Source organism: Bradyrhizobium sp. UBA2491, from assembly GCF_002341725.1.
In the GTDB taxonomy this organism is placed as follows: domain Bacteria; phylum Pseudomonadota; class Alphaproteobacteria; order Rhizobiales; family Xanthobacteraceae; genus Bradyrhizobium.
In genome coordinates, this window is record NZ_DDOP01000066.1 from 66,982 (window position 1) to 87,222 (window position 20,241).

Sequence of the window (20,241 nt, forward strand, 5' to 3'; positions counted from 1 at the left end):
GGATTCTCCTGCACCGGCCGCGAGACTGGTCGCATACCTGCCGCACAAATCGACCACATTGCCGCCTGCCCGCAATTTTCGTACACGGTTCACGCAATGACATCGCAACTCTCTCCCGATTCCGTCGACGTGCTGCTGTTCGATATCGGCCGCGTCGTGATCAACATCAGCTTCGATCGCGTGATGGCGCATTGGGCGGAGCATGCCGGTTGTGCGCCGGCGGACCTCGCAAGCCGCTTCGTGGTCGACGACAGCTTCAAGCATCACGAGACCGGCCGGATCGACGACGCCGCGTTCTTCGCCAATCTGCGCCAGTCGCTCGGCATTCGCCTCAGCGACGCCCAGTTCCTCGATGGCTGGAATTCGATCTTCACCGGCGCGATGCCGGGGATCGCGCCGCTGCTCACGGCCGCCGCCGCACGGATGCCGCTCTACGCCTTCTCCAACACCAATCCGGCCCATGTCGCGCATTTCTCGGTCGCCTATGCCGATCTGCTCAGCCATTTCCGCACGGTGTTCCTGTCCTCGAGCATCGGCTTCCGGAAACCCGACGCCGAGGCCTATGATCATGTGGTAGAAGCGATCGGCGTGCCGGCGTCGCGGATCCTGTTCTTCGACGATTCGGCCGCCAATATCGAAGGTGCGCGGGCACGCGGCCTTCATGCCGTCCACGTGACATCGACGGATGACGTGGCACGGGCGCTGGGCGCGCTCGGAATTGACAGGTCTGGTGTTTGACCCATTGGAATTGCCCTTGAGAATTGCCTTTGGAAATTGCCTTTGGGATTTCCCTGTGGGAATTGCCCTTGCGAATTGAGGAGCTCCGAGCGTGGCCCTGATGCCGGTTGCCGATGCCCTGTCCGCCATTCTCGCCGGCGCCGAGCCGTTGCCGTCGGAGCTGGTCGCGCTCGATGCCGCCTACCACCGCACGCTGGCGGGTGATCTCGCGGCGCGGCGTACCCAGCCGCCCCAGCCGATGTCGGCGATGGACGGCTATGCCGTGCGCGCCGCCGATGCCGCCGATCTCTCGGCCCGGCTCAAGGTGATCGGCGAAGTCGCCGCCGGCCGGCCGTTCGAGCGCACTGTCGGCGCCGGCGAAGCGGTGCGGATCTTCACCGGCGGGGTGATCCCCGATGGCGCCGACGCCATCGTCATCCAGGAAGACACCGCGGTCGACGGCGACCACATCACGATCACTGAGACTGCCACGGCGGGACGGCACATCCGCCCCGCCGGCGTCGACTTCCGCGAGGGCGACGTGCTGCTCACCGGCGGCAGCCACCTCTCCGACCGCGCGCTCTCGCTTGCGGCCGCCATGAACTATCCGGAACTCGCGGTGCACCGCCGCCCGAAGGTCGCGGTGCTGGCGACCGGCGACGAGCTCGTGATGCCGGGATCGCGGCCCGGTCCCGGCCAGATCGTCTATTCCAATGGCTATGCGCTGCGGGCGCTGGCGCGCGCGGAAGGCGCCGAGACCGTCGATCTCGGGGTTGCCGCCGACACCGTGGAGGCGACCACGGTCGGCATCCGCCGGGCGCGCGAGGCCGGAGCCGACGTCCTGATCACCACCGGCGGCGCCTCAGTCGGCGACCACGACCTGGTCAAGCAGTCGCTCGAAGCCGAGGGCGTCGCGATGGCGTTCTGGCGGATCGCGATGCGGCCGGGCAAGCCGATGATGCACGGCCGGCTCGGCGCGATGCGGGTGATCGGCCTGCCCGGCAATCCGGTGTCGTCCTATGTTTGCGCCTTCCTGTTTCTGGTGCCGTTGATTCGTGCGCTGAGCGGCCGCAAGACCGTTCATCATGTCCGCACGAGCGCGCTGCTCGGCCGCGACCTCGCCGCCAACGACCAGCGCGAGGACTATCTGCGCGCCCGTCTCGAGGAGCGCGCGGACGGCTCGCTGGTCGCCACGCCCGTCATGCAGCAGGACTCGTCGCTGCTCGGGAATCTCGCTGCGGCGCGGGCACTTCTCGTGCGTCCGCCGTTTGCGCCCGCCGCTGCCAAGGGCAGTGAGTGTGAGATCCTGACGCTGCCGGAGTGAGGCTTTCGCGGCTCGCTGGTTGCGTGTTGCCTTGACCCGTTCACCGGAAATTAAGAGGTTGCGGAACACATATCGAACATATAGTGTCCGTTCATGATTTGTTTCGAGTACTGGTGTCTACAAACGGGAGGCCGCCAGGGAGCGCTTGCAGCAAGCACCATGCTCCCGAGGTCAGGCCCGGCCTGCAGGCCCCACTGAAGAGTCTCGGAATCGAACGACGCTATCAACCGGGGGAATACTCGAGATGCTCACGCGCAAACAGTACGAACTTCTGCGTTTCATCAATGAACGTCTGAAAGAGGCCGGCGTGCCGCCCTCCTTCGACGAGATGAAGGATGCGCTCGACCTGCGCTCGAAGTCCGGTATCCACCGCCTCATCACTGCGCTGGAGGAGCGCGGCTTCATCCGCCGCCTGCCCAACCGCGCCCGCGCCATCGAAGTCATCAAGCTGCCCGAACTCTCCGCCGGCGGCGGCAACGGCCGCCGCGGCTTCACCCCGAGCGTCATCGAAGGCACCCTCGGCAAGCGTCCCGCGACCCCGCCGGTCGCCGAGGACGACGGCAACCGCCCGGTGGCGGTCCCGGTGATGGGCCGGATCGCGGCCGGTACGCCGATCGAGGCGCTCCAGACCCGCAGCCACACCATCAGCGTGCCGCCCGACATGCTCGGCACCGGCGAGCATTATGCGCTGGAAGTGCGCGGCGACTCGATGGTCGATGCCGGCATCCTCGACGGCGACATGGCGCTGATCCAGCGCAACGACGTCGCCAACACCGGCGACATCGTGGTGGCACTGATCGACGAGGAGGAAGCCACGCTGAAGCGCTTCCGCCGCCGCGGCGCGTCGATCGCGCTGGAGCCGGCCAACACTGCCTATGAAGTGCGTATCCTGCCGCCGAACCGGGTCCGCATCCAGGGCAAGCTGATCGGGCTGTATCGCAAATACTGAGCGCAAATACGTGTACTGAGCCGCAAATACTTGCGGCGGCGAGGAACGAGCGACACATCGGATCGTTCCTTGGAAGATAGCGCAAGGTGCAGTCTGCCCGATGCGCTCCGATACCTCCCACGCAGCGTCGCGTGTTTGTGATCGGAGCGTTCAACGGCCAGTCGTACAATCGCCTCGAAACGAGCCGACACTCGTTCGCTATCGTCCACTCTGGTAGAGGCCCATGCCTCAAGGAGAGGCACGGGTCGCTACCTCGAAACGAGGAGCCATCCGATGTGTGACTATAGTCTGCACGCCGTGGCATCGCGCCCCGCCATTGTCGGAGAGACGCTGATCACGACGACCTTCCGCGGCACGTCGACCCGCGGTTTTGCTTCGGAGAACGATCCCACTGTGGCGGTCTGCATGCTGCCGGGTACCGAGCTCGCTTTCGCCGAGAACGTTCGCTACGACAGCCGCTGGATCTGGACCAAGACGATGGGCTTCCGGGTCGGCGTGTTCAACGAAGTCGAGCCCGACGTTCCGGATCGACATCATGACGCGGTCGAATTCCCCGACGGGAGCCATGTGCTGGTGACCCAGCTGGTCGAGGGGCAGCGCGTCAGCGTGCTGCAATTGCCGGCGCTGCATCCGGCGGTCGAGCACAAGCCGAAGGCTGTGGAGCGGCGGCCCTCCGCATTCGCGTCGCTGTTTTTGGGTTAAACGCATCGTCGCCGCGGAATGAGCTGTTCGGCGGCGAATGACCAAAGCGATTTCGAGCGACCCCGGACGTCGGGTTCCGGGGCGCGCTGGAAGATTTGCGTCGGCGGGCGCCTTGGCGCATCATCGCGCGCGGAGCATGTGCACCCACGGAGAGTGCACCCAAGGAAAGCCGCGCAGTGGTCGACAAGGTCACATGGCAGAAGGCTGGACGCGTCACGGAACCGGGTCGCTACATGTTCCGGTTCGGCTGGCTGACGGTGACGGCCGACGATTTGAAGGTCTGGGAGCAGTTTCCCGAGGCGACCTTCACACTCGTCAGGAAACCCGACGCCGGCCCCGATTCCGATGAATATCATCTCGGCCTGTTCGAACTGCCGACCGGCCCCTCGCCGGACAACGGCTAATCCTCGCCCTGTAGATCGCCCTCAGCCGGCGTCGCGTCCACGGCGGGCCGTGGCGCGGCGGCAGGCGCGCGCAGCGATGTCTCGCTCTCGCCGTCGCCAGGAACCGCAGGCGACCACGGCCGGTCGACCCCGCCGGGCCTGACCGCGTCGATGGCAAAGCCGTCCTTCGTCCGCCGCAGCACCAGCGCGCCGTGGCGCCGCAGCCGGTCGCCATCGACCACGGCGGCCGCGCAGCCTTGCGGCGCCGGCCGTGCCGTCACGATCAGCACCGCGCGCTCGCAATCGTCGGCCAACGCCTCCGGCCGCATCGCCAGCGCGACGAAGCCGCCGGGCCCCTGGCTCACGCAGCCGCTCGCATCACAGGACACGCCTTCGCCGAGCGAGGCATCGGTGGCGGTCCTCGCATCGGCGTCGGCCGCCAGCCACTCCTTCACCAGGAAGGCATCCTTGGCGCTGTGCATCAGATGCAGCCGCCCGTCGCCGCCGCGTACCGCGACGTTGCGGCCGTCGGCGGAGACCAGCACATCCGGCTGCGGCACCCGCACCGCCCACGCCGAGGCCACCACCAGCAGTACGGCGCCCGACCAGCGCAGTGGCGTGCGCAACAGCCCGAGCAGGATGATGCCGGCGCTGGCCAGGATCATCGGTCCGGTGCCAAACGCCGCCATCCGCCCAACCGCGCCGGGCAGCGCGGCGACCCATTGCGTCACCAGGATCATCCAGTCGATGCCAAATCCCATGATCGCCCAGAATACGCCGTCGAAGCCGAACGGCATGGCGGCGAGCCCGAGCAGGCCGGCCGGCATCACGACCGCCGACACCACCGGCATCGCCGCGAGGTTCGCCAGCAGCCCATAGGGCGTCACGCGATGGAAATGGAACGCGGCGTAGGGCGTGGTCGCGAGCCCCGCCACCAGCGAGGCCAGCATCAGCACCATGAGCTCGCGCCCGCCCCACAGCGCCACCCGCGCGGTCACCGAATGGTCGGGCGAAGCCAGGAGGTTCGGCAGCCCGATCTGCACCAGCGCGACCAGCCCGAGCGTCGCGGCAAACGACATCTGGAAGCTCGGGTGCACCAGCGCCTCCGGCGCGATCGCGAGTACGATCAGCGCCGCCACCGCCAGGGTGCGGAAGGTGATCGCACGGCGGTCGACGATCACGGCGATCAGCACCACCGCGGTCATGAAGAACGACCGCTGCGTCGCGACCTCGGCGCCTGAGAGCAGCAGATAGAATGCCGCGGCGACGAGCGCGGCCGCCGCCGCCCACTTCTTGATCGGATGTGCCGCCGTCAGCGCCGGAAACAGCGCAAGCAACGCCCGCACCGTGAAGAACACCACGCCGGCGACCACGGCCATGTGATAGCCGGAGATCGACAGCACATGGCCGAGCCCCGAGATGAACATCGCATCATTGACCGGCGTCGTGATCGCGTCGCGCCGCCCGGTAAGCAGCGCGGTGGCGATCGCGCGCTGGTCGCCATCGAGCGTGGTGCGGATGCGGGCGTCGATGGCGTCGCGCAGGCCTTGCATGAAGGCAGCGTAGCGCAGCGCGAAGCCGCCGGCCGCGGGCGGCTCCCTGGTCTTGACTGCACCCATCACGAAGCCGGACGCGCCGATGCCCTGGAAATACAGGTCGCGGCCGAAATCATAGGAGCCCGGACGCTGCGGCCCGAGCGGCGGCATCAGTCGCGCCTTCAACTCGACGAAGCTGCCGACCTCGGGCGCCGTGCCCTTCTTCACCGAGAGCCTGACGCGCTCCAATCTGGTGTTGTCGCGCGGGCTCTCCATCGACACCACGCGCAGCACGAAACGGTCGGTCTTCTCCCGGATGTCGCGCGTCTCGACGAACCCGGTCAGCGCCACCGAGAACATCGGGCGCGCCAGCACGGCATGCGCGATCCTCGCCGTCTTCCAGGTCGCCGTCGCAAAGCCTGCGGCGACCGCGGCCAGCAGCACCAGCGCGGCAAACACCCTCCGCCGCCGCAGCAGAACAGCGAGCAGGCCGAGCGCAATCGCGACGATGGCCGCGACCGCCAGCACCGGCTCATGCTCGGCCGCGAAATAGAACGCAATGCCGGTCCCGAACGCCACCGGCACCCAAGGTAGCAGCCGGCCAGCGCCCGCCTCCGCGCGCGCCCATTGCCGCAGCGTCTCGACGAAAGGCCGCCAGGTGCTGGCGGACACCGGGACATAGCCACCGGCCGGCACAGCAGCGCGCGGCGGCCACGTCCCGGCATAGCCGCGTTTGCCGCCCGGGGTGGTGCCCTGCTCCGCCATTCCGCTTGCGATCCCTGCCGGGCGGCAGGCTAGCGGATGCCGCAGTCACCCGACTAGCGGAACGGAACCGAAACACGCAACCGGGGGCTGTGACCTGTGGGGACAGCCGGGCGCTGGCAGGAGCCTAGATCAGCGGTGTCTGCGACGAGACGTGGTGGCAGGCGATCTTCCAATCGCCCTCCTCGCGCGTGATCACCCAGGTGATCTTGACGACGAGCGACGGCGCGTCGCCGTCGAGGAAGAAGGATGCGATGCCCGCCATGTTGACGAGACCGTCGTTGACCCGATCGGTCCTGACATCGCTGAATTGAACGCGCGGCGCGCGCCAGCGCGGCAGGCCGGCAAAATAGGCTTTGACGCCGTCGCGGCCGCGATACAGCGTCGGGTTGGAGCCGAAGAAGAACGCGTGCTGCGAATAGAGCGCCGAGAGCGCGTCGGCGTCGAGCGTGCTGAATCCGGCAGACCATTTGGCAATGATGCCGGAGGCGATATCGTCGGTTTCACTTGGCATCGATCGCGTCCGTCTGTTGTCGCTCTACTGCGCTAGCTCTTGCCGCCGACTTCCTTGGCGAAGGTGTCGCGCAGGCCGATGGTGCGGTTGAACACCAGCCTGTCGGGCGTCGAATCCGCATCGCGGACGAAATAGCCCTGCCGCTCGAACTGCATCGCGTCGGGCGAATTGCCCTCGGCGATCGCGGGCTCGACCCGGGCATCGCTGAGCACTTCCAGCGACTGCGGATTGAGGTCGGCGGCGAAGCTGGCGGCGTTCGGGCTCGGGTTGGCGAACAGCTGGTTGTAGACGCGGATCTCCGCGGGCTTTGACTGCGCCGCCGGCAGCCAGTGCATCGTTGCCTTCACCTTGCGGCCGTCAGGCGCGTTGCCGCCCTTGGTCAAGGGATCATAGGTCGCGCGCAGCTCTGTGACCTCACCGGCGTCGTTCTTGATCACGCCCGTGCATTTGATGAAGTAGGCATAGCGCAGCCGCACCTCATTGCCGGGCGAGAGGCGGAAGAACTTCTTCGGCGGGTTCTCCATGAAGTCGTCGCGCTCGATATAGAGCTCGCGCCCGAACGCGATCCTGCGGGTGCCGGCTTCGGGATTGTCGGGATGGTTGATCGCCTCGAGCTCCTCGACCTGGCCTTCCGGATAGTTCTCGATCACGACCTTCAGCGGCCGCAGCACCGCCATGCGGCGCAGCGCGGTGCGGTTCAGCTCCTCGCGGATACAGAATTCGAGCATGCCGACATCGACCACGCTGTTGGCCTTGGCAACGCCGATCCGCTTGATGAATTCGCGCACCGCCGCCGGCGGCACGCCGCGCCGCTTCAGGCCGGCGATGGTCGGCATGCGCGGATCGTCCCAGCCGGAGACATGGCCGTCGCGGACGAGCTGGGTCAGCACGCGCTTGGACAGCAGCGTGTAGGTCAGATTGAGCCGCGCGAATTCGTACTGATGCGGCTTCGAGGGTACCGGCAGCTTGTCGAGCAGCCACTCATAGAGCGGGCGGTGATCCTCGAACTCCAGCGTGCAGATCGAATGGGTGATGCCTTCAATGGCGTCCGACTGGCCGTGCGCATAGTCGTAGCTCGGATAGATCGACCATGTGTCGCCGGTCCGCGGATGGTGCGCGTGCAGGATGCGATAGAGCACCGGGTCGCGCAGATTGATGTTGCCGGCGGCCATGTCGATCCTGGCGCGCAGCACGCGGGCACCGTTGGAGAACTCGCCGGCCTTCATGCGGCGGAACAGGTCGAGGTTCTCCTCGACCGAGCGGTCGCGGAACGGCGAGTTCTTGCCGGGCTCGGTCAGCGTACCGCGCGAGACGCGGATCTCCTCCTGCGACTGGTCGTCGACATAGGCATAGCCCGCCTTGATCAGGCCCTCGGCCCAATCGTACAGGCGCTCGAAATAATCCGACGCGAAGAAGAGGTTTGTCCCCCAATCGTAGCCGAGCCAATGGACGTCGGCCTGGATGGAGTCGATGTACTCCTGCTCCTCCTTGGTCGGGTTGGTGTCGTCGAAGCGCAGATTGCACTGGCCACCGAACTCCTGCGCGATGCCGAAATTCAGGGCAATCGACTTGGCGTGGCCGATATGCAGGTAGCCGTTCGGCTCCGGCGGGAAGCGGGTCACGATCCGGCTGTGCTTGTGGGAGGAGAGATCGGCCTGGACGATGTCGCGGATGAAGTCGCGCCCTGCCTCTGCCGTCGTGTCAGTCGTCATCAAATGGTTCCCTGGAGGAGTCTGGCTGATCTTCTGCCAAATTCGGGCCGTCGGGCCAAGCCCGGTTTGCCCGCTCAAATGCCCGCCCAAGCCTTTAGTTATGTTCGGTTCCTGCTATACACCACCGCCGTTCACACATACGTCTTGCAGCAACATGACCGATTCCGTCGTTACCCGCTTCGCCCCCTCGCCGACCGGCTTCCTCCATATCGGGGGTGCCCGCACCGCGCTGTTCAACTGGCTCTACGCCAAAAAGCTCGGCGGCAAGATGCTGCTCCGGATCGAGGACACCGACCGCCAGCGTTCAACCAAGGAGGCGATCGACGCCATCCTGGACGGCCTGAAGTGGCTGGAGCTCGATTGGGACGGCGACGTCATCTACCAGTTCAGCCGTGCCGCCCGCCATCGCGAGGTCGCCGAGGGCCTGCTTGCCGCCGGCCGGGCTTACCACTGCTATGCGACGCCTGAGGAGCTGACGGCGATGCGCGAGAAGGCGCGCACCGAGGGCCGGACCCGGCTCTATGACGGCATGTGGCGCGACCGCGACCCCGCGACCGCCCCTGATGGCATCAAACCGACCATCCGCCTCAAGGCGCCGCAGACCGGCGAGACCGTGATCGAGGACCAGGTCCAGGGCCGCGTGGTCTGGCAAAACGAGAACCTCGACGACCTCGTGCTGCTGCGCGGCGACGGCACCCCGACCTACATGCTCGCCGTCGTGGTCGACGACCACGACATGGGCGTCACCCACATCATCCGCGGCGACGACCATTTGATCAACGCGGCACGCCAGAAGCAGATCTACGACGCGCTGGAGTGGGAGCTGCCGAGCATGTCCCACATTCCGCTGATCCACGGTCCAGACGGCTCGAAGCTGTCGAAGCGCCATGGCGCGCTCGGCGTCGATGCCTATCGCGCGCTCGGCTATCTGCCGGCCGCCTTGCGCAATTACCTGGTCCGGCTCGGCTGGAGCCATGGCGACCAGGAGATCTTCTCGACCCAGGAGATGATCGACGCATTCGACCTCCCGGGCATCGGCCGCTCCGCGGCGCGGTTCGATTTCGCCAAGCTCGAGAACCTCAACGGCCACTATATCCGGCAGAGCGACGATCAATCCCTTGTGACCCAGTTCGAGAGCGTGCTGGATTATGTGCCGGAGGGCGCCGCGCTGAAGGCCAAGCTCAACGACACCACCCGCGCGCAATTGCTGCGGGCGATGCCGAGCCTGAAGGAGCGCGCCAAGACGCTGCTCGAGCTGATCTCGGGCGCCTACTTCATTTTCGCCGATCGGCCGCTCGAGCTCGATCCGAAAGCTGTGGCGCTACTGACGCCGGAAACGCGCGCATTGATCGGCCGCCTGCGCACCGCGCTGGAAGCCGTCAACGACTGGACCGCGGAAACCACCGAGACCGCGATGCGGAATTTCGCCGAGCAGAACAATCTGAAACTCGGCGCCGTGGCCCAGCCGCTGCGGGTGGCGCTGACCGGACGTACGACGTCGCCGGGCATCTTCGACGTGCTGGCGGTGCTGGGACGCCAGGAGTGCCTCGCCCGTCTCGCCGATCAGGCGGCGTGATCCTGCATGGACCCCCTCCAGGGTCCATCTTGCAGCGCACATTGCAATGAGCTACCCATCCCCGGACGCTTTCTCCACAAGCCGTTCCGCCCGGCCATGGGCCGCAATTTAGCGACTGGGCATGGTCGGTTTTCGCAACGAATTCATCGGGGATATCACGATGGACGCAAAATCCAGCAAGACAGCCACACTTACCATCGGCAACAAGAACTACGATTTCCCGATCCTGAGCGGCACGGTTGGGCCTGATGTCATCGACATCGCCAAGCTCTACGGCCAGGCCGGGGTGTTCACCTACGACCCCGGCTTCACCTCGACCGGCAGCTGTCAGTCGAAGATCACCTATATCGACGGCGACGCCGGTATCCTCGAATACCGCGGCTACCCGATCGAGCAACTCGCCGAGCACGGCGACTTCCTCGAGACCTGCTACCTGCTGCTCTACGGGGAGTTGCCGACCCCGGCGCAGAAGAAAGAGTTCGACTACACCGTCACGCACCACACCATGGTGCATGAGCAGATGGCCCGCTTCTTCCAGGGCTTCCGCCGCGACGCCCATCCGATGGCGATCATGGTCGCTGCCGTCGGCGCGCTGGCTGCGTTCTATCACGACTCCACCGACATCAACGATGCGAAGCAGCGCGAGATCGCCTCGATCCGGATGATCGCGAAGATCCCGACGCTGGCGGCGATGGCCTACAAGTACACGGTCGGCCAGCCCTTCGTGTATCCGAAGAACTCGCTGTCGTTCGCCGAGAACTTCCTCAACATGTGCTTCGCGGTGCCCTGCGAGGAGTACAAGATCAATCCGGTGCTCGCTGACGCGCTGGACAAGATCCTGATCTTGCACGCCGACCACGAGCAGAACGCCTCGACCTCGACCGTGCGCATCGCCGGCTCCTCGGGCGCCAACCCGTTCGCCTGCATCGCGGCCGGCATCGCCTGCCTGTGGGGTCCGGCGCATGGCGGCGCCAACGAAGCCGCGCTCAACATGCTCTACGGCATCGGCAAGGTGGAAAACATTCCGGACTTCATCGCCAAGGTGAAGGACAAGAACAGCGAAGTCCGCCTGATGGGCTTCGGCCACCGCGTCTACAAGAACTATGATCCGCGCGCCAAGATCATGCAGAAGATGTGTCACGCGGTGCTCAAGGAGACCGGCCACGGCGACGATCCGATGCTCAAGGTCGCGCTCGAGCTCGAGAAGATCGCGCTGAGCGATCCCTACTTCATCGATCGCAAGCTCTACCCGAACGTCGACTTCTATTCGGGCATCACGCTGAAGGCGATGGGCCTCCCGGTGTCGATGTTCACCGTGCTGTTCGCGGTTGCCCGCACCGTCGGCTGGATCAGCCAGTGGAGCGAGATGATCGAGGATCCGCAGCAGAAGATCGGCCGTCCGCGTCAGCTCTACACCGGCGTCGCGCGGCGCGACTATGTGCCGATCGACAAGCGCAAGTAAGCATCGTCGCTAACACGTTCGAAACGGCGCCATCATTCCTGCTGGCGCCGTTTTCTTTTGCCTCGGGCGACTTCGGTGGCGAGTGCGTCAAGGCGTGGCAGCCACAATGCCCTGAACCGGTCGAGCCAATCATCGACCTCGCGCAGCCGCCGCGGCTCGACGGCATAGATGCGACGCGTGCCGTCGGCACGCACCGTCGCGAAACCGGCGTCGCGCAGGATCCTCAGCTGCTGCGACACCGCCGATTGGGTGATGCCAAACTCGCGCTGCACGACCGCGACGACATCGCCCGAACTGTGCTCGCCGGTCGCCAGCAACTCCAGGATACGCCGGCGGACGGGATCGCCGAGGATGTCGAAGGCGTGCACGACGCGCTAGCCTCCGCTGCCCGGCTCGGGTTCACCCAGATAGAACGCTGTCGTGTTGGCTTGCGCCCTGCGCGCGGCCGCCTCGTCGGTGCCGGCCTTGATCGAAGCGCGACACCAGTCCTCGCTGCTGCGGCGGATGAAATCCTTGCCGCCGTCCGACGCAGGCCACGCCGCGGCGGCCGCGCGGTCGAATGGCTGTCCCGGCGGCGTGGCGAAGTAGAGGGCGAGCCCCACCAGAGCGAGGTCCCAGCCGACGCCAACCGCGCCAGGCCCGTAGCGATCCCAGAAATCACCTTCGATGAGCGAGAGATGCTCGAGTTCCAGGCGTGTTCCCCTGGCGCCGTCATCAGCCAACGTCACGGTCACCCAACTGACCGTGTCCGCAAACTCCCAGGTCACCGCGAGCCGACGCGGCGGCTCGCAGGCCGTGATCTGGCCGCGGGCCTGTCCCTCGAACTGGTAACGGCCGCCGAGTTTCAGATCGCCTGAGATTGGCAGGAACCAGCGCGGAATGCGCTCGGGATTGATCAGCGCGTCCCAGAGATCGGCGATGTCGGTGTCGTAGCTGCGCGTCGCAATCACCGCCCGCGCCGGCTTGCCATCGCGTTCCCTGACGGTGACCTCTCGAATGACAGCGCCGACATAGGCGACAGGATCGATTCTCATGGGCGGCTCCGTACTAATATTATCTATTACTAATATTAGTACGGCCTAATGATTGGAGGCAAGTGGAACCTGTGCGGCCGGATGTCGCCGCGACCAATATGATGAACCGTAGCTAGGTCGAACGCCGGTCCATTTCAGCCAGCACGATGTCGGCGGCGCGGACGCTTGGCGGCTGGTCGCCGGTCGACATCTTTCCGTCCATCGTCGCGAACGCCACGAGTTGCCGCAGCCGCTCGGGCGAATCCGCCAGCACCTCGCCCAACGCTTGGGCCAGCTTGTCCGGCGTGCAGTCCTCTTGCAGGAACTCGGGAATGATGTCGCTGCCGATCACGAGATTGGCGAGGATCACCGACGACACCCGGATGGCACGGCGCAAAATGAACGCCTCGGCAGCACCGACGCGATAGGCCGTCACCATCGGAATGCCCGACAGCGCGAGCTCGAGCGTCACCGTGCCCGATTTTGCCAGCGCCGCGCGCGCCACGCGGAACGCGGCGCGCTTCTCGGTCTCACCGACCGCGAGTCGCGGCACCACCGGCCATGACGCGACGCCTTCGCGCACCATCGCCTCGAGATGCGGCATGGTCGGAAGCACGAGCTCAAACGCGGTCTGCTTGTTGAGCTGGCCGAGCGCCGCGCCGAACAGCGCCAGATGATGCCTGATCTCGCTGCGCCGGCTGCCGGGCAAGACCAGCAGGACCGGCGGCTGCGCATCACGCCGCTTGTGCTCGTCCTCGTTCGGGCGCAGCGAGGCAAGTTGTTCGGTCAGGGGATGACCGACGTAACTGCAAGGCGGTCCGTGCAGCTTGCGGTACTCCTCCGGCTCGAACGGCAGCAGCGCCAGCACGTGATCGACGTAGCCGCGCATCGCACGTGCCCGGCCCGGCCGCCAGGCCCAGACCGACGGCGAGACGTAGTCGATGATCGGGATATCCGGATTGCGCGCGCGAACACGGCGGGCGACGCGATGGGTGAAGTCCGGGCTGTCGATGATGACCAGCATATCCGGCGCGTCGGCAAGCACCGCGTCGGCGGTGCGGCTGATCAACCGCAGGATCTTCGGCAATTGCTTCACGACGGCGGCGAAGCCCATGATCGAGAGCTCTTCGATCGGGAATAGCGGGACGATGCCCTCGGCGGTCATCGCCCGGCCGCCGACACCGGAGAATCGCACGGCATCGCCAAGCCGTTCGCGCAGCACCTGCATCAGCGCCGCACCAAGGCGGTCGCCGGATTCTTCCGTCGCGATCAGGAATATCTTGCGGCCGATGCTGAGGCTTTGCGCTTGCATCAGCCGGCCAGTCCGATGACGAACAGCCCTTTGGCGTCGGCAGTCTCGATCAGCGCCTGCGGCTCGGCTGCAAGCGTGTTGCCGGCGATCACGGCAATGCCGGCGATGCCCGCCGCCGCGGCGCCCTCGACCGTTCGCGGCCCGATGGTCGGCAGATCGAAGCGCAGGTCCTGCTTGCTCTTCGGCGCCTTCACCAGGACGCCGCGACCGGCCTTGGCGCGGATCCGGCCCTCGGCGCGCAACCGCGCCACGCGCGCCAGGAGCCCGTCAGTACCTTCGATGTCCTCGACCGCGACCACGTGACCGTCGATCACCACCGCGGCCTGGCCGATGTCGAACGGACCGAGCGCATCGAGCACGCCGCGGCCGCGCGCGATGTCGGCGAGCGCGGTGCTGTCCGGCGTCGTGCGCGTCACCGCGCCCTCCGGCATCAGGAGATCGGGCGCAACGTCCTTGATCCCGACCATGCGGAATCCCTGCTGCTCGAGGATGCGGCCGACGCTCGACAGCAGATGATCGTCGCCGCCGCGAAACGCGCGCACGACATGGCCAAGCAGGCGCAGCGTGCCCCAGTCGAGCCGGATCTCCGACAATGCGGGACGCACCAGGGTCCCGATGAAAATCAGGTCGCGGCAGCCTTCATCCCGGAACAGCCGGGTCGCACGCCCGAGCTGGCCGACCGAGATCCAGCGGTGGCGAAACCGCTGCGCGCGCGCCGGATCGCAGGCACCACGCAGCGCGAACAGCACCGGCGTGATACCGCGCGCGGCGAGCTGCTCGGCGACCGCGAACGGCATGGCGCCGCCGCCGGCGATCACGCCAACCGGCGAGGAAAGCGAGGGAGCCGCTGACGTCATGCTGGCGGCCATCCCCTGCTCAGTTGCTGTCGGCGGGAAGGCAGAGCGGTCGCAGCTTGCCGCCCGCGATGAAGGTGAGGATCTCCGCGATCGCGGGATCTTCGCCGGCCAGCGGCTGCACCGCGGCGAGCCGCTCCGCGAAGATACCGGGGCCGTGGAACAGCTTCTGATAGAACGCACGCACGGTTGCGAGCCGCGCCTTGGTGAACTGGCGCCGCCGCATGCCGATGATGTTGAGGCCTTCGAGCACCGCGTACTGGCCATTCGCAAGTCCGAACGGAATGATGTCGCCGCGCACGCCGCAGACGCCGCCGATCATCACCTGTGAGCCGACGCGGGTGAACTGGTGCACCGCCGAGAGGCCGCCGATGTAGACGAAGTCGCCGATCTCGCAGTGGCCGCCCAGCGTCGCCGAGGTCGCGAAGATCGCGTTGTTGCCGACCATGCAGTCATGGCCGACATGGCTGTTGTTCATGAAGAAGCCGCGGTCACCGACGCGGGTGAGCCCGCCGCCCTTGACCGTGCCGACGTTCATCGTCACGCCCTCGCGGATCGTGCAGGCTTCGCCGACCTCAAGGCGGGTCGGCTCGCCGCGATAGCTGAGATCCTGCGGCGGCCCGCCGAGCGCGGCAAACGGCGAGATGACGCAACCGGCGCCGATCCTGGTGTGCCCGCTGATCGTGACATGGGCGATCAGCTTGCAGTTTTCGCCGAGCACGACGTCGGGGCCGATGATGCAGTACGGACCGATCTCGGTGCCGGCCCCGATCACAGCGCCGTCGGCAATCCGCGCAGTGGGGTCGATCATGCTCATGCAGGTACGGTCCGGAATTCGTGAGTGGCGCCAAAGCGCTATGCTGTCGGGTTCGGCGGTCGTTAGCGCGACTTTGCCTGCCCTGTCCAGTGACGTATCATGACCGCCTGTTGCAAACGAGAAGGTCGCAACCGATCCATGGTCCGGGCCGCCGCGCTCATCCTCAGCCTGTTCTCCGCGCCGGTCGTCCCGGAGACGATTGATCTCGGCCGCGGCGCGCCGGTCGATCTCGCGAGCTTCGAATGCCGCGACATCAACCGCAGCACGATCGTGCAACGGGTCTGCTACAGCACGGCGGATCGTGCGCTGCTGGTCGCGGTCAGGGGCAGTTACCAGCGCTATTGCGGCGTGCCCGCCGCAACCTTCGACGCGCTGATGAGCGCACCGTCGATCGGCATCTATCTCAACCGCGTGCTGCGGATCGCGGGCGCCGACGGCCGGTACGCGTGCAGGACGTCGTGACCTCGGCGCGTCGAAAACGCTCTAATCGGTCAGCATCGCCCCGACATCGGCTTCGGCGACGACCTGGCCGTTGACCTTGGCGTCGCCGTGAAACCACCACATGGTCTTGCGGCGGCCGAGCGAGCGCATGTGGTATTCGATGGTGTCGCCGGGCATCACCGGCTTCCTGAACTTGCACTTGTCGATGGTGAGGAAATAGACCGCGCGCGGCTTCTCGGTGCCGTCGACCGACTTGATGCCGATCACGCCGGCGGTCTGCGCCATCGCCTCGATCATCATCACGCCGGGATAGACCGGCCGATCCGGGAAATGCCCCTGGAACGGCGGCTCGTTGAAGGTGACGTTCTTGATGCCGATGCCGCTATAGTCGGTGCGGATCTTGACGACCCGATCGATCAGCAACATCGGAAAGCGATGCGGGAGCGTCTTCAGGATATCGTTGATATCCACCAGCTCGAACCTGACCGGTGCCTCCTCCATCACTCCTTACCCTCGCCTTTTGTTTCGTTGTCGCGCACCAGGCGCTCGACAGCGATGATTTCCCTGAACCATTGCTTGGTCGGCTTGGCAAAATGCCCGCCCCAACGGCCGTTGGCCGGGATGTCGTCCTTCACCGCGCTCATCGCCGTCACCTGGGCACCGTCGCCGATCTTGAGGTGGTTGTTGATGCCCACCTTGGCGCCGAGCGCGACATTGTCGCCGATCGTCAGGCTGCCTGCGAGCCCGATCTGGGCCGCGAGCAGGCAGTGCCTGCCGATGATCACATTGTGGCCAATCTGGACCTGGTTGTCGACTTTGGTGCCCTCGCCGATCACGGTGTCGCGCAGGGAACCGCGGTCGATGGTCGAGCCGGCGCCGACCTCGACATGGTTCTGGATCACCACGCGACCGGTCTGCGGCACCTTCACATGCCCGGCCGGGCCGAAGAAGATGAAGCCGTAGCCGTCCTGGCCGATATTGCAGCCGGGGTGGATCAGCACGTTGTTGCCGATCAGCGCGAACTGAATGGTGGTCTTGGCGCCGACATTGCAGTCGCGGCCGATCTTGACGTCGGCCCCGATCACCGCGCCGGCCCCGATGATGGTGCCCGAGCCGATCTCGACCCGCGGGCCGATCACGACCAGCGGATCGACGATGACGCCGTCCTCGAGGCGCGCGGTGGGATCGATGACCGCCGACGGCGCGATGCCTTCGGTACCGAACCAGGATTGCGGCCGCAGCGCGTCGGCGTGCCATTGGCGGGCGAGTTCGACGAACACCTGGAACGGTTTCGCGGCCCGCAGCACGGCGGTGCCCTTGGGCACCTGCGCCTCGAAGCGCGGGCTGACCAGGCAGGCGCCGGCCTTGGTGGCGGCGAGCTGGTCGGCATATTTGAGATTATCGAAGAAGGCGAGATGCATCGGACCGGCCTCGTCGAGCGAGGCCAGCCCCCTGATCTGAAGCGCTCCCCTCTCGGGGTCGACCAGTTGCGCCTTCGTCAGCGCGGCGATTTCAGCCAGCGTTGACGAAGGAGGACTCTTGAAGAAGATCGGCTGCGCCATTCCATCCGTCGCAGTCCGGTCGGCTAGCGGACTTAGAAAGTCGTACCGCCGCCAAACCGGAATTCTTGCACGCGGTCATACGCGCCCTTGGTCAGCGGGATCGCATAGTCGAAGCGCAGCGGACCAAACGGCGACTGCCAGATCAGACCGACACCGACCGAGGTACGGACAATCTTGCTGTCGTCGTAGCTCAGGCCAAGGCAGGTGCCCGGCGACGGCGGATTGTTCGTCGGCTTGATACACCCGGGCTGGTTGACTTCGCCGGTCGCCGCCCACGAGGTCGGGCCCTGGTAGTCGTACAGGCCGCCGGCGTCGGCATAGACCGCGCCCTTGAGTCCGACTTCCTTCGGCAGGAACCAGAACGGCATCTGCAATTCCGCCGACACGCCCCAATACTTGGTGCCGCCGATGGCGTCCATGGTGCCGTAGGGATTGATGTCACGCGGACCGATACCGTTCGGCGCGAAGCCGCGGACCAGGTTCGGGCCCATCTGGAAGTGATCCAGCATGCGCAGATCCTGGCTGCCGAGCTTGTTCAGGATACCGCCCTGGGCGTGAATCACGCCGACGATGTCCGAAACCAGCGGGGTGTAGTACTTCGCGTCGATCGCGCTCTTGATGTAGCTGACGTCGCCACCGACGCCGGCGAAATCCTGCTTGAAGTCGACGATCAGACCGTCGGTCGGGTTCTTGTTGTTGTCGAGCGTGTTGTAGTTGAGCGTATAGCCCAGCGCCGACGTGAGGGTCTTGCCGCCCGCCAGTTCCTTGCGGACCGGCAGCGAGGCTTCGCCGTCATAGAAGCAACCGAGACCATTGGTCGACACCAGGCTGATGCCGTTCAGGTTTGCATAGGCCGGGCTCGGATTGAACGCCGGATTCGGCGTTCCATCCGGCAGCGTCGGCACGTTGTTACAGTTGTTCAGCGTCGACGGCAGGGTGATTTCCTGCTGATAGATCGAGTAGCGCAGTTGCAGCGACAGATCTTCGCGCAGGCTGAAGCCGAGCCGCGGGCTGAAGCCCAGCGTCTTGGTGCCGTAGGCGATGTAGCTGTTGGACAGTTGCTGGCGCTGATAGAGATCGAGGCCGAGCGCGACGCGGTAGTCGAGCAGATAGGGTTCGACGAACGACAGCGAGTAGCCGCGGGCGTACTGGCCGTAGGTCACCGACGCCTTCGCGAACAGGCCGCGGCCGAGCAAATTGCGCTCGGAGACGCTGACTTCGGCCAGCGCGCCGTCGGTGGTTGAATAGCCGCCCGACACCGAGAAGTCGCCGGTCGACTTTTCTTCGAGATCGACGATCAGGATGACGCGATCGCTGGAGGAACCCGGCTCGGTGGTGATCTTCACCGTCTTGAAGAAGTCGAGGTTCTTCAGCCGGCGCTCGGCGCGGTCGACCAGCGCACGGTTGTAGGCGTCGCCTTCCGAGATATCGAATTCGCGGCGGATCACGTAGTCGCGGGTGCGGCTGTTGCCGCGGATGTTGATGCGCTCGATATAGGTGCGCGGGCCTTCGTCGATCGCGAAGGTGATCGACACCGTGTGGTTGTCGAAGTTGCGGTCGCCACGCGGCCGGACCACCGCGAAGGCGTAGCCGCGGCGGGACGCCTCGATCTGCATCTCCTCGACGGACTTCTCCAGCGCCTCGGCGTTGTAGAGCGAGCCGACATTGACGCGTGAATACGAGCGCAGCGCATCGGGATTGAGCGTCGCGATCGACGACGAGAAGTTGACGGCAGCGACGCGGTACTGCTGGCCCTCCTCGATCTTGAAGGTAACCAGGAAGCCCTTCTTGTCGGGATCGTATTCGGTCAGCGCGGCCACCACCTGAACGTCGGCATAGCCGTTCTTCAGGTAGAAGCGGCGCAGCAGGTCGCGGTCGGCCTCGACCCGGTCTGGATCGTAGACGTCGTTGCCGCCGAGGAAGCTCAGCAGGTTCGATTCGCGGGTCTTGATGACGTCGCGCAGACGGGATGCCGAATAGGCGTTGTTGCCGACGAATTCGATCGACCGGACACCGGTCTTCACGCCTTCATTGATCTCGAAGACCAGGTCGACGCGGTTATTCGGCTGCTCGATGACCTGCGGATTGACCCGCACGTCATAACGGCCGGAACGGCGGTAGATTTCGGCGATCCGCAGGGCGTCCGACTGCACCATCGGGCGCGAGAACGTGCCGCGCGGCTTGGACTGCACTTCGGCGGTGAGCTGCTCGTCCTTGATCTTCTTGTTGCCTTCGAAGGCGACGCGACCGATCACCGGGTTCTCGACCACGACCACGACAAGGCGTCCGCCCCGTTGATCAATGTGGACGTCCTGGAACAGGCCGGTCTCGATCAGCGCCTTCAGACCGTCGTCGATCTGGGCCTGGCCCAGCCGACCGCCCGGCCCGCCATGGAAATAGGAACGGATGGTTTCCAGCTCGACGCGGCGGTTCCCCTCCACCGTGATCGAATCGACCGACTGCGCAAACGCAGGCGCAGACACAGTTACGGTCGCCAAGGTGGCGACCACCGGCACGGCGAACATGACCAAGGCGGCGAACAAGCCCCCCCTCACTCGCATTCCAAACATCATGCGCGACGCGCCCTTATCTTACCGATGCCGGAT

Annotated in this window: 19 protein-coding genes; 8 read left to right on the forward strand and 11 right to left on the reverse strand. The window is 65.9% G+C overall.

What is annotated here, in order from left to right; genetic code table 11:
• Nucleotides 1–96 precede the first annotated feature (96 nt).
• From B2W55_RS22080 to B2W55_RS22100, 5 genes are all read left to right on the forward strand, one after another.
• On the forward strand, nucleotides 97–738 hold the full coding sequence (locus B2W55_RS22080; protein ID WP_024583536.1) for an HAD family hydrolase: 642 nt from the start codon (nucleotides 97–99) through the stop codon (nucleotides 736–738).
• Nucleotides 739–829: 91 nt separating this feature from the next.
• Nucleotides 830–2,041 (forward strand): gephyrin-like molybdotransferase Glp, encoded by a 1,212-nt coding sequence (glp, locus tag B2W55_RS22085; RefSeq protein WP_024583535.1) that lies wholly within the window; start codon nucleotides 830–832, stop codon nucleotides 2,039–2,041.
• Between the two features lie 244 nt (nucleotides 2,042–2,285).
• Nucleotides 2,286–2,990, forward strand: a complete 705-nt coding sequence (gene lexA, locus B2W55_RS22090) for a transcriptional repressor LexA (RefSeq protein ID WP_024583534.1) — start codon at nucleotides 2,286–2,288, stop codon at nucleotides 2,988–2,990.
• A gap of 273 nt (nucleotides 2,991–3,263) precedes the next feature.
• Nucleotides 3,264–3,692 carry a hypothetical protein gene (locus B2W55_RS22095; RefSeq protein WP_024583533.1) on the forward strand — a complete coding sequence of 143 codons (429 nt, stop codon included), beginning with the start codon at nucleotides 3,264–3,266 and terminating at the stop codon, nucleotides 3,690–3,692.
• Nucleotides 3,693–3,868: 176 nt separating this feature from the next.
• Nucleotides 3,869–4,096, forward strand: a complete 228-nt coding sequence (locus tag B2W55_RS22100) for a hypothetical protein (RefSeq protein ID WP_024583532.1) — start codon at nucleotides 3,869–3,871, stop codon at nucleotides 4,094–4,096.
• On the opposite strand, the gene B2W55_RS22105 is transcribed toward B2W55_RS22100, so the two are convergent.
• The 3 genes from B2W55_RS22105 to B2W55_RS22115 all read right to left on the reverse strand — a co-directional run bounded on the left by B2W55_RS22105 (nucleotide 4,093) and on the right by B2W55_RS22115 (nucleotide 8,598).
• A complete protein-coding gene (locus tag B2W55_RS22105; protein ID WP_024583531.1) occupies nucleotides 4,093–6,375 on the reverse strand; it encodes a ComEC/Rec2 family competence protein in 2,283 nt (760 codons plus the stop codon). The genes B2W55_RS22100 and B2W55_RS22105 overlap by 4 nt on opposite strands.
• A 124-nt stretch (nucleotides 6,376–6,499) precedes the next feature.
• Complete coding sequence (locus B2W55_RS22110) at nucleotides 6,500–6,886, reverse strand: YybH family protein (protein WP_024583530.1); 387 nt, start codon at nucleotides 6,884–6,886, stop codon at nucleotides 6,500–6,502.
• Between the two features lie 32 nt (nucleotides 6,887–6,918).
• Nucleotides 6,919–8,598, reverse strand: coding sequence for a glutamine--tRNA ligase/YqeY domain fusion protein (locus B2W55_RS22115; protein WP_024583529.1), 1,680 nt, complete (start codon nucleotides 8,596–8,598; stop codon nucleotides 6,919–6,921).
• A 154-nt stretch (nucleotides 8,599–8,752) separates the two neighbouring features.
• Here B2W55_RS22115 and gltX point away from each other — a divergent pair, with 154 nt between their 5' ends.
• Both gltX and gltA read left to right on the forward strand, forming a co-directional pair.
• Nucleotides 8,753–10,174: a glutamate--tRNA ligase gene (gltX, locus tag B2W55_RS22120; protein ID WP_024583528.1), complete on the forward strand. Its 1,422-nt coding sequence runs from the start codon at nucleotides 8,753–8,755 to the stop codon at nucleotides 10,172–10,174.
• A 160-nt stretch (nucleotides 10,175–10,334) separates the two neighbouring features.
• Nucleotides 10,335–11,636 (forward strand): citrate synthase, encoded by a 1,302-nt coding sequence (gene gltA / locus B2W55_RS22125; protein ID WP_024583527.1) that lies wholly within the window; start codon nucleotides 10,335–10,337, stop codon nucleotides 11,634–11,636.
• A gap of 32 nt (nucleotides 11,637–11,668) precedes the next feature.
• On the opposite strand, the gene B2W55_RS22130 is transcribed toward gltA, so the two are convergent.
• The 5 genes from B2W55_RS22130 to lpxA form a co-directional block, all read right to left on the reverse strand.
• Nucleotides 11,669–12,004: an ArsR/SmtB family transcription factor gene (locus B2W55_RS22130; RefSeq protein WP_024583526.1), complete on the reverse strand. Its 336-nt coding sequence runs from the start codon at nucleotides 12,002–12,004 to the stop codon at nucleotides 11,669–11,671.
• A gap of 6 nt (nucleotides 12,005–12,010) precedes the next feature.
• The gene (locus B2W55_RS22135) at nucleotides 12,011–12,670 is read right to left on the reverse strand and encodes an SRPBCC family protein (RefSeq protein ID WP_024583525.1); all 660 of its coding nucleotides are present in this window, start codon (nucleotides 12,668–12,670) and stop codon (nucleotides 12,011–12,013) included.
• A gap of 112 nt (nucleotides 12,671–12,782) precedes the next feature.
• Nucleotides 12,783–13,961 (reverse strand): lipid-A-disaccharide synthase, encoded by a 1,179-nt coding sequence (gene lpxB / locus B2W55_RS22140; protein ID WP_024583524.1) that lies wholly within the window; start codon nucleotides 13,959–13,961, stop codon nucleotides 12,783–12,785.
• Nucleotides 13,961–14,818 (reverse strand): LpxI family protein, encoded by an 858-nt coding sequence (locus tag B2W55_RS22145; RefSeq protein WP_035636671.1) that lies wholly within the window; start codon nucleotides 14,816–14,818, stop codon nucleotides 13,961–13,963. The genes lpxB and B2W55_RS22145 overlap by 1 nt, the downstream gene beginning before the upstream one ends.
• A 19-nt stretch (nucleotides 14,819–14,837) precedes the next feature.
• Nucleotides 14,838–15,632 carry an acyl-ACP--UDP-N-acetylglucosamine O-acyltransferase gene (gene lpxA / locus B2W55_RS22150; protein ID WP_024583522.1) on the reverse strand — a complete coding sequence of 265 codons (795 nt, stop codon included), beginning with the start codon at nucleotides 15,630–15,632 and terminating at the stop codon, nucleotides 14,838–14,840.
• Between the two features lie 138 nt (nucleotides 15,633–15,770).
• On the opposite strand from lpxA, the gene B2W55_RS22155 reads away from it, so the two are divergent.
• Nucleotides 15,771–16,094: a KTSC domain-containing protein gene (locus B2W55_RS22155; RefSeq protein ID WP_024583521.1), complete on the forward strand. Its 324-nt coding sequence runs from the start codon at nucleotides 15,771–15,773 to the stop codon at nucleotides 16,092–16,094.
• Between the two features lie 21 nt (nucleotides 16,095–16,115).
• Here the strand turns inward: B2W55_RS22155 and fabZ are convergent, their stop codons facing one another.
• The 3 genes from fabZ to bamA are packed head-to-tail and all read right to left on the reverse strand — an operon-like array spanning nucleotide 16,116 to nucleotide 20,208.
• Nucleotides 16,116–16,574, reverse strand: a complete 459-nt coding sequence (gene fabZ, locus B2W55_RS22160; protein WP_024583520.1) for a 3-hydroxyacyl-ACP dehydratase FabZ — start codon at nucleotides 16,572–16,574, stop codon at nucleotides 16,116–16,118.
• Nucleotides 16,574–17,635: a UDP-3-O-(3-hydroxymyristoyl)glucosamine N-acyltransferase gene (gene lpxD / locus B2W55_RS22165; protein WP_024583519.1), complete on the reverse strand. Its 1,062-nt coding sequence runs from the start codon at nucleotides 17,633–17,635 to the stop codon at nucleotides 16,574–16,576. Before lpxD ends, fabZ begins: the two co-directional genes overlap by 1 nt.
• Nucleotides 17,636–17,667: 32 nt before the next feature.
• Nucleotides 17,668–20,208: an outer membrane protein assembly factor BamA gene (bamA, locus tag B2W55_RS22170; RefSeq protein ID WP_024583518.1), complete on the reverse strand. Its 2,541-nt coding sequence runs from the start codon at nucleotides 20,206–20,208 to the stop codon at nucleotides 17,668–17,670.
• Nucleotides 20,209–20,241: the final 33 nt, after the last annotated feature.

Coding starts and splice junctions, on each gene's coding strand:
- B2W55_RS22080 (WP_024583536.1), top strand. CDS start 97: ATGACATCGCAACTCTCTCCCGATTCCGTCGACGTGCTGCTGTTCGAT.
- lexA (WP_024583534.1), top strand. CDS start 2,286: ATGCTCACGCGCAAACAGTACGAACTTCTGCGTTTCATCAATGAACGT.
- B2W55_RS22095 (WP_024583533.1), top strand. CDS start 3,264: ATGTGTGACTATAGTCTGCACGCCGTGGCATCGCGCCCCGCCATTGTC.
- B2W55_RS22105 (WP_024583531.1), bottom strand. CDS start 6,375: ATGGCGGAGCAGGGCACCACCCCGGGCGGCAAACGCGGCTATGCCGGG.
- B2W55_RS22110 (WP_024583530.1), bottom strand. CDS start 6,886: ATGCCAAGTGAAACCGACGATATCGCCTCCGGCATCATTGCCAAATGG.
- B2W55_RS22115 (WP_024583529.1), bottom strand. CDS start 8,598: ATGACGACTGACACGACGGCAGAGGCAGGGCGCGACTTCATCCGCGAC.
- gltX (WP_024583528.1), top strand. CDS start 8,753: ATGACCGATTCCGTCGTTACCCGCTTCGCCCCCTCGCCGACCGGCTTC.
- gltA (WP_024583527.1), top strand. CDS start 10,335: ATGGACGCAAAATCCAGCAAGACAGCCACACTTACCATCGGCAACAAG.
- B2W55_RS22135 (WP_024583525.1), bottom strand. CDS start 12,670: ATGAGAATCGATCCTGTCGCCTATGTCGGCGCTGTCATTCGAGAGGTC.
- lpxB (WP_024583524.1), bottom strand. CDS start 13,961: ATGCAAGCGCAAAGCCTCAGCATCGGCCGCAAGATATTCCTGATCGCG.
- B2W55_RS22145 (WP_035636671.1), bottom strand. CDS start 14,818: ATGACGTCAGCGGCTCCCTCGCTTTCCTCGCCGGTTGGCGTGATCGCC.
- lpxA (WP_024583522.1), bottom strand. CDS start 15,632: ATGAGCATGATCGACCCCACTGCGCGGATTGCCGACGGCGCTGTGATC.
- B2W55_RS22155 (WP_024583521.1), top strand. CDS start 15,771: ATGGTCCGGGCCGCCGCGCTCATCCTCAGCCTGTTCTCCGCGCCGGTC.
- fabZ (WP_024583520.1), bottom strand. CDS start 16,574: ATGGAGGAGGCACCGGTCAGGTTCGAGCTGGTGGATATCAACGATATC.
- lpxD (WP_024583519.1), bottom strand. CDS start 17,635: ATGGCGCAGCCGATCTTCTTCAAGAGTCCTCCTTCGTCAACGCTGGCT.
- bamA (WP_024583518.1), bottom strand. CDS start 20,208: ATGATGTTTGGAATGCGAGTGAGGGGGGGCTTGTTCGCCGCCTTGGTC.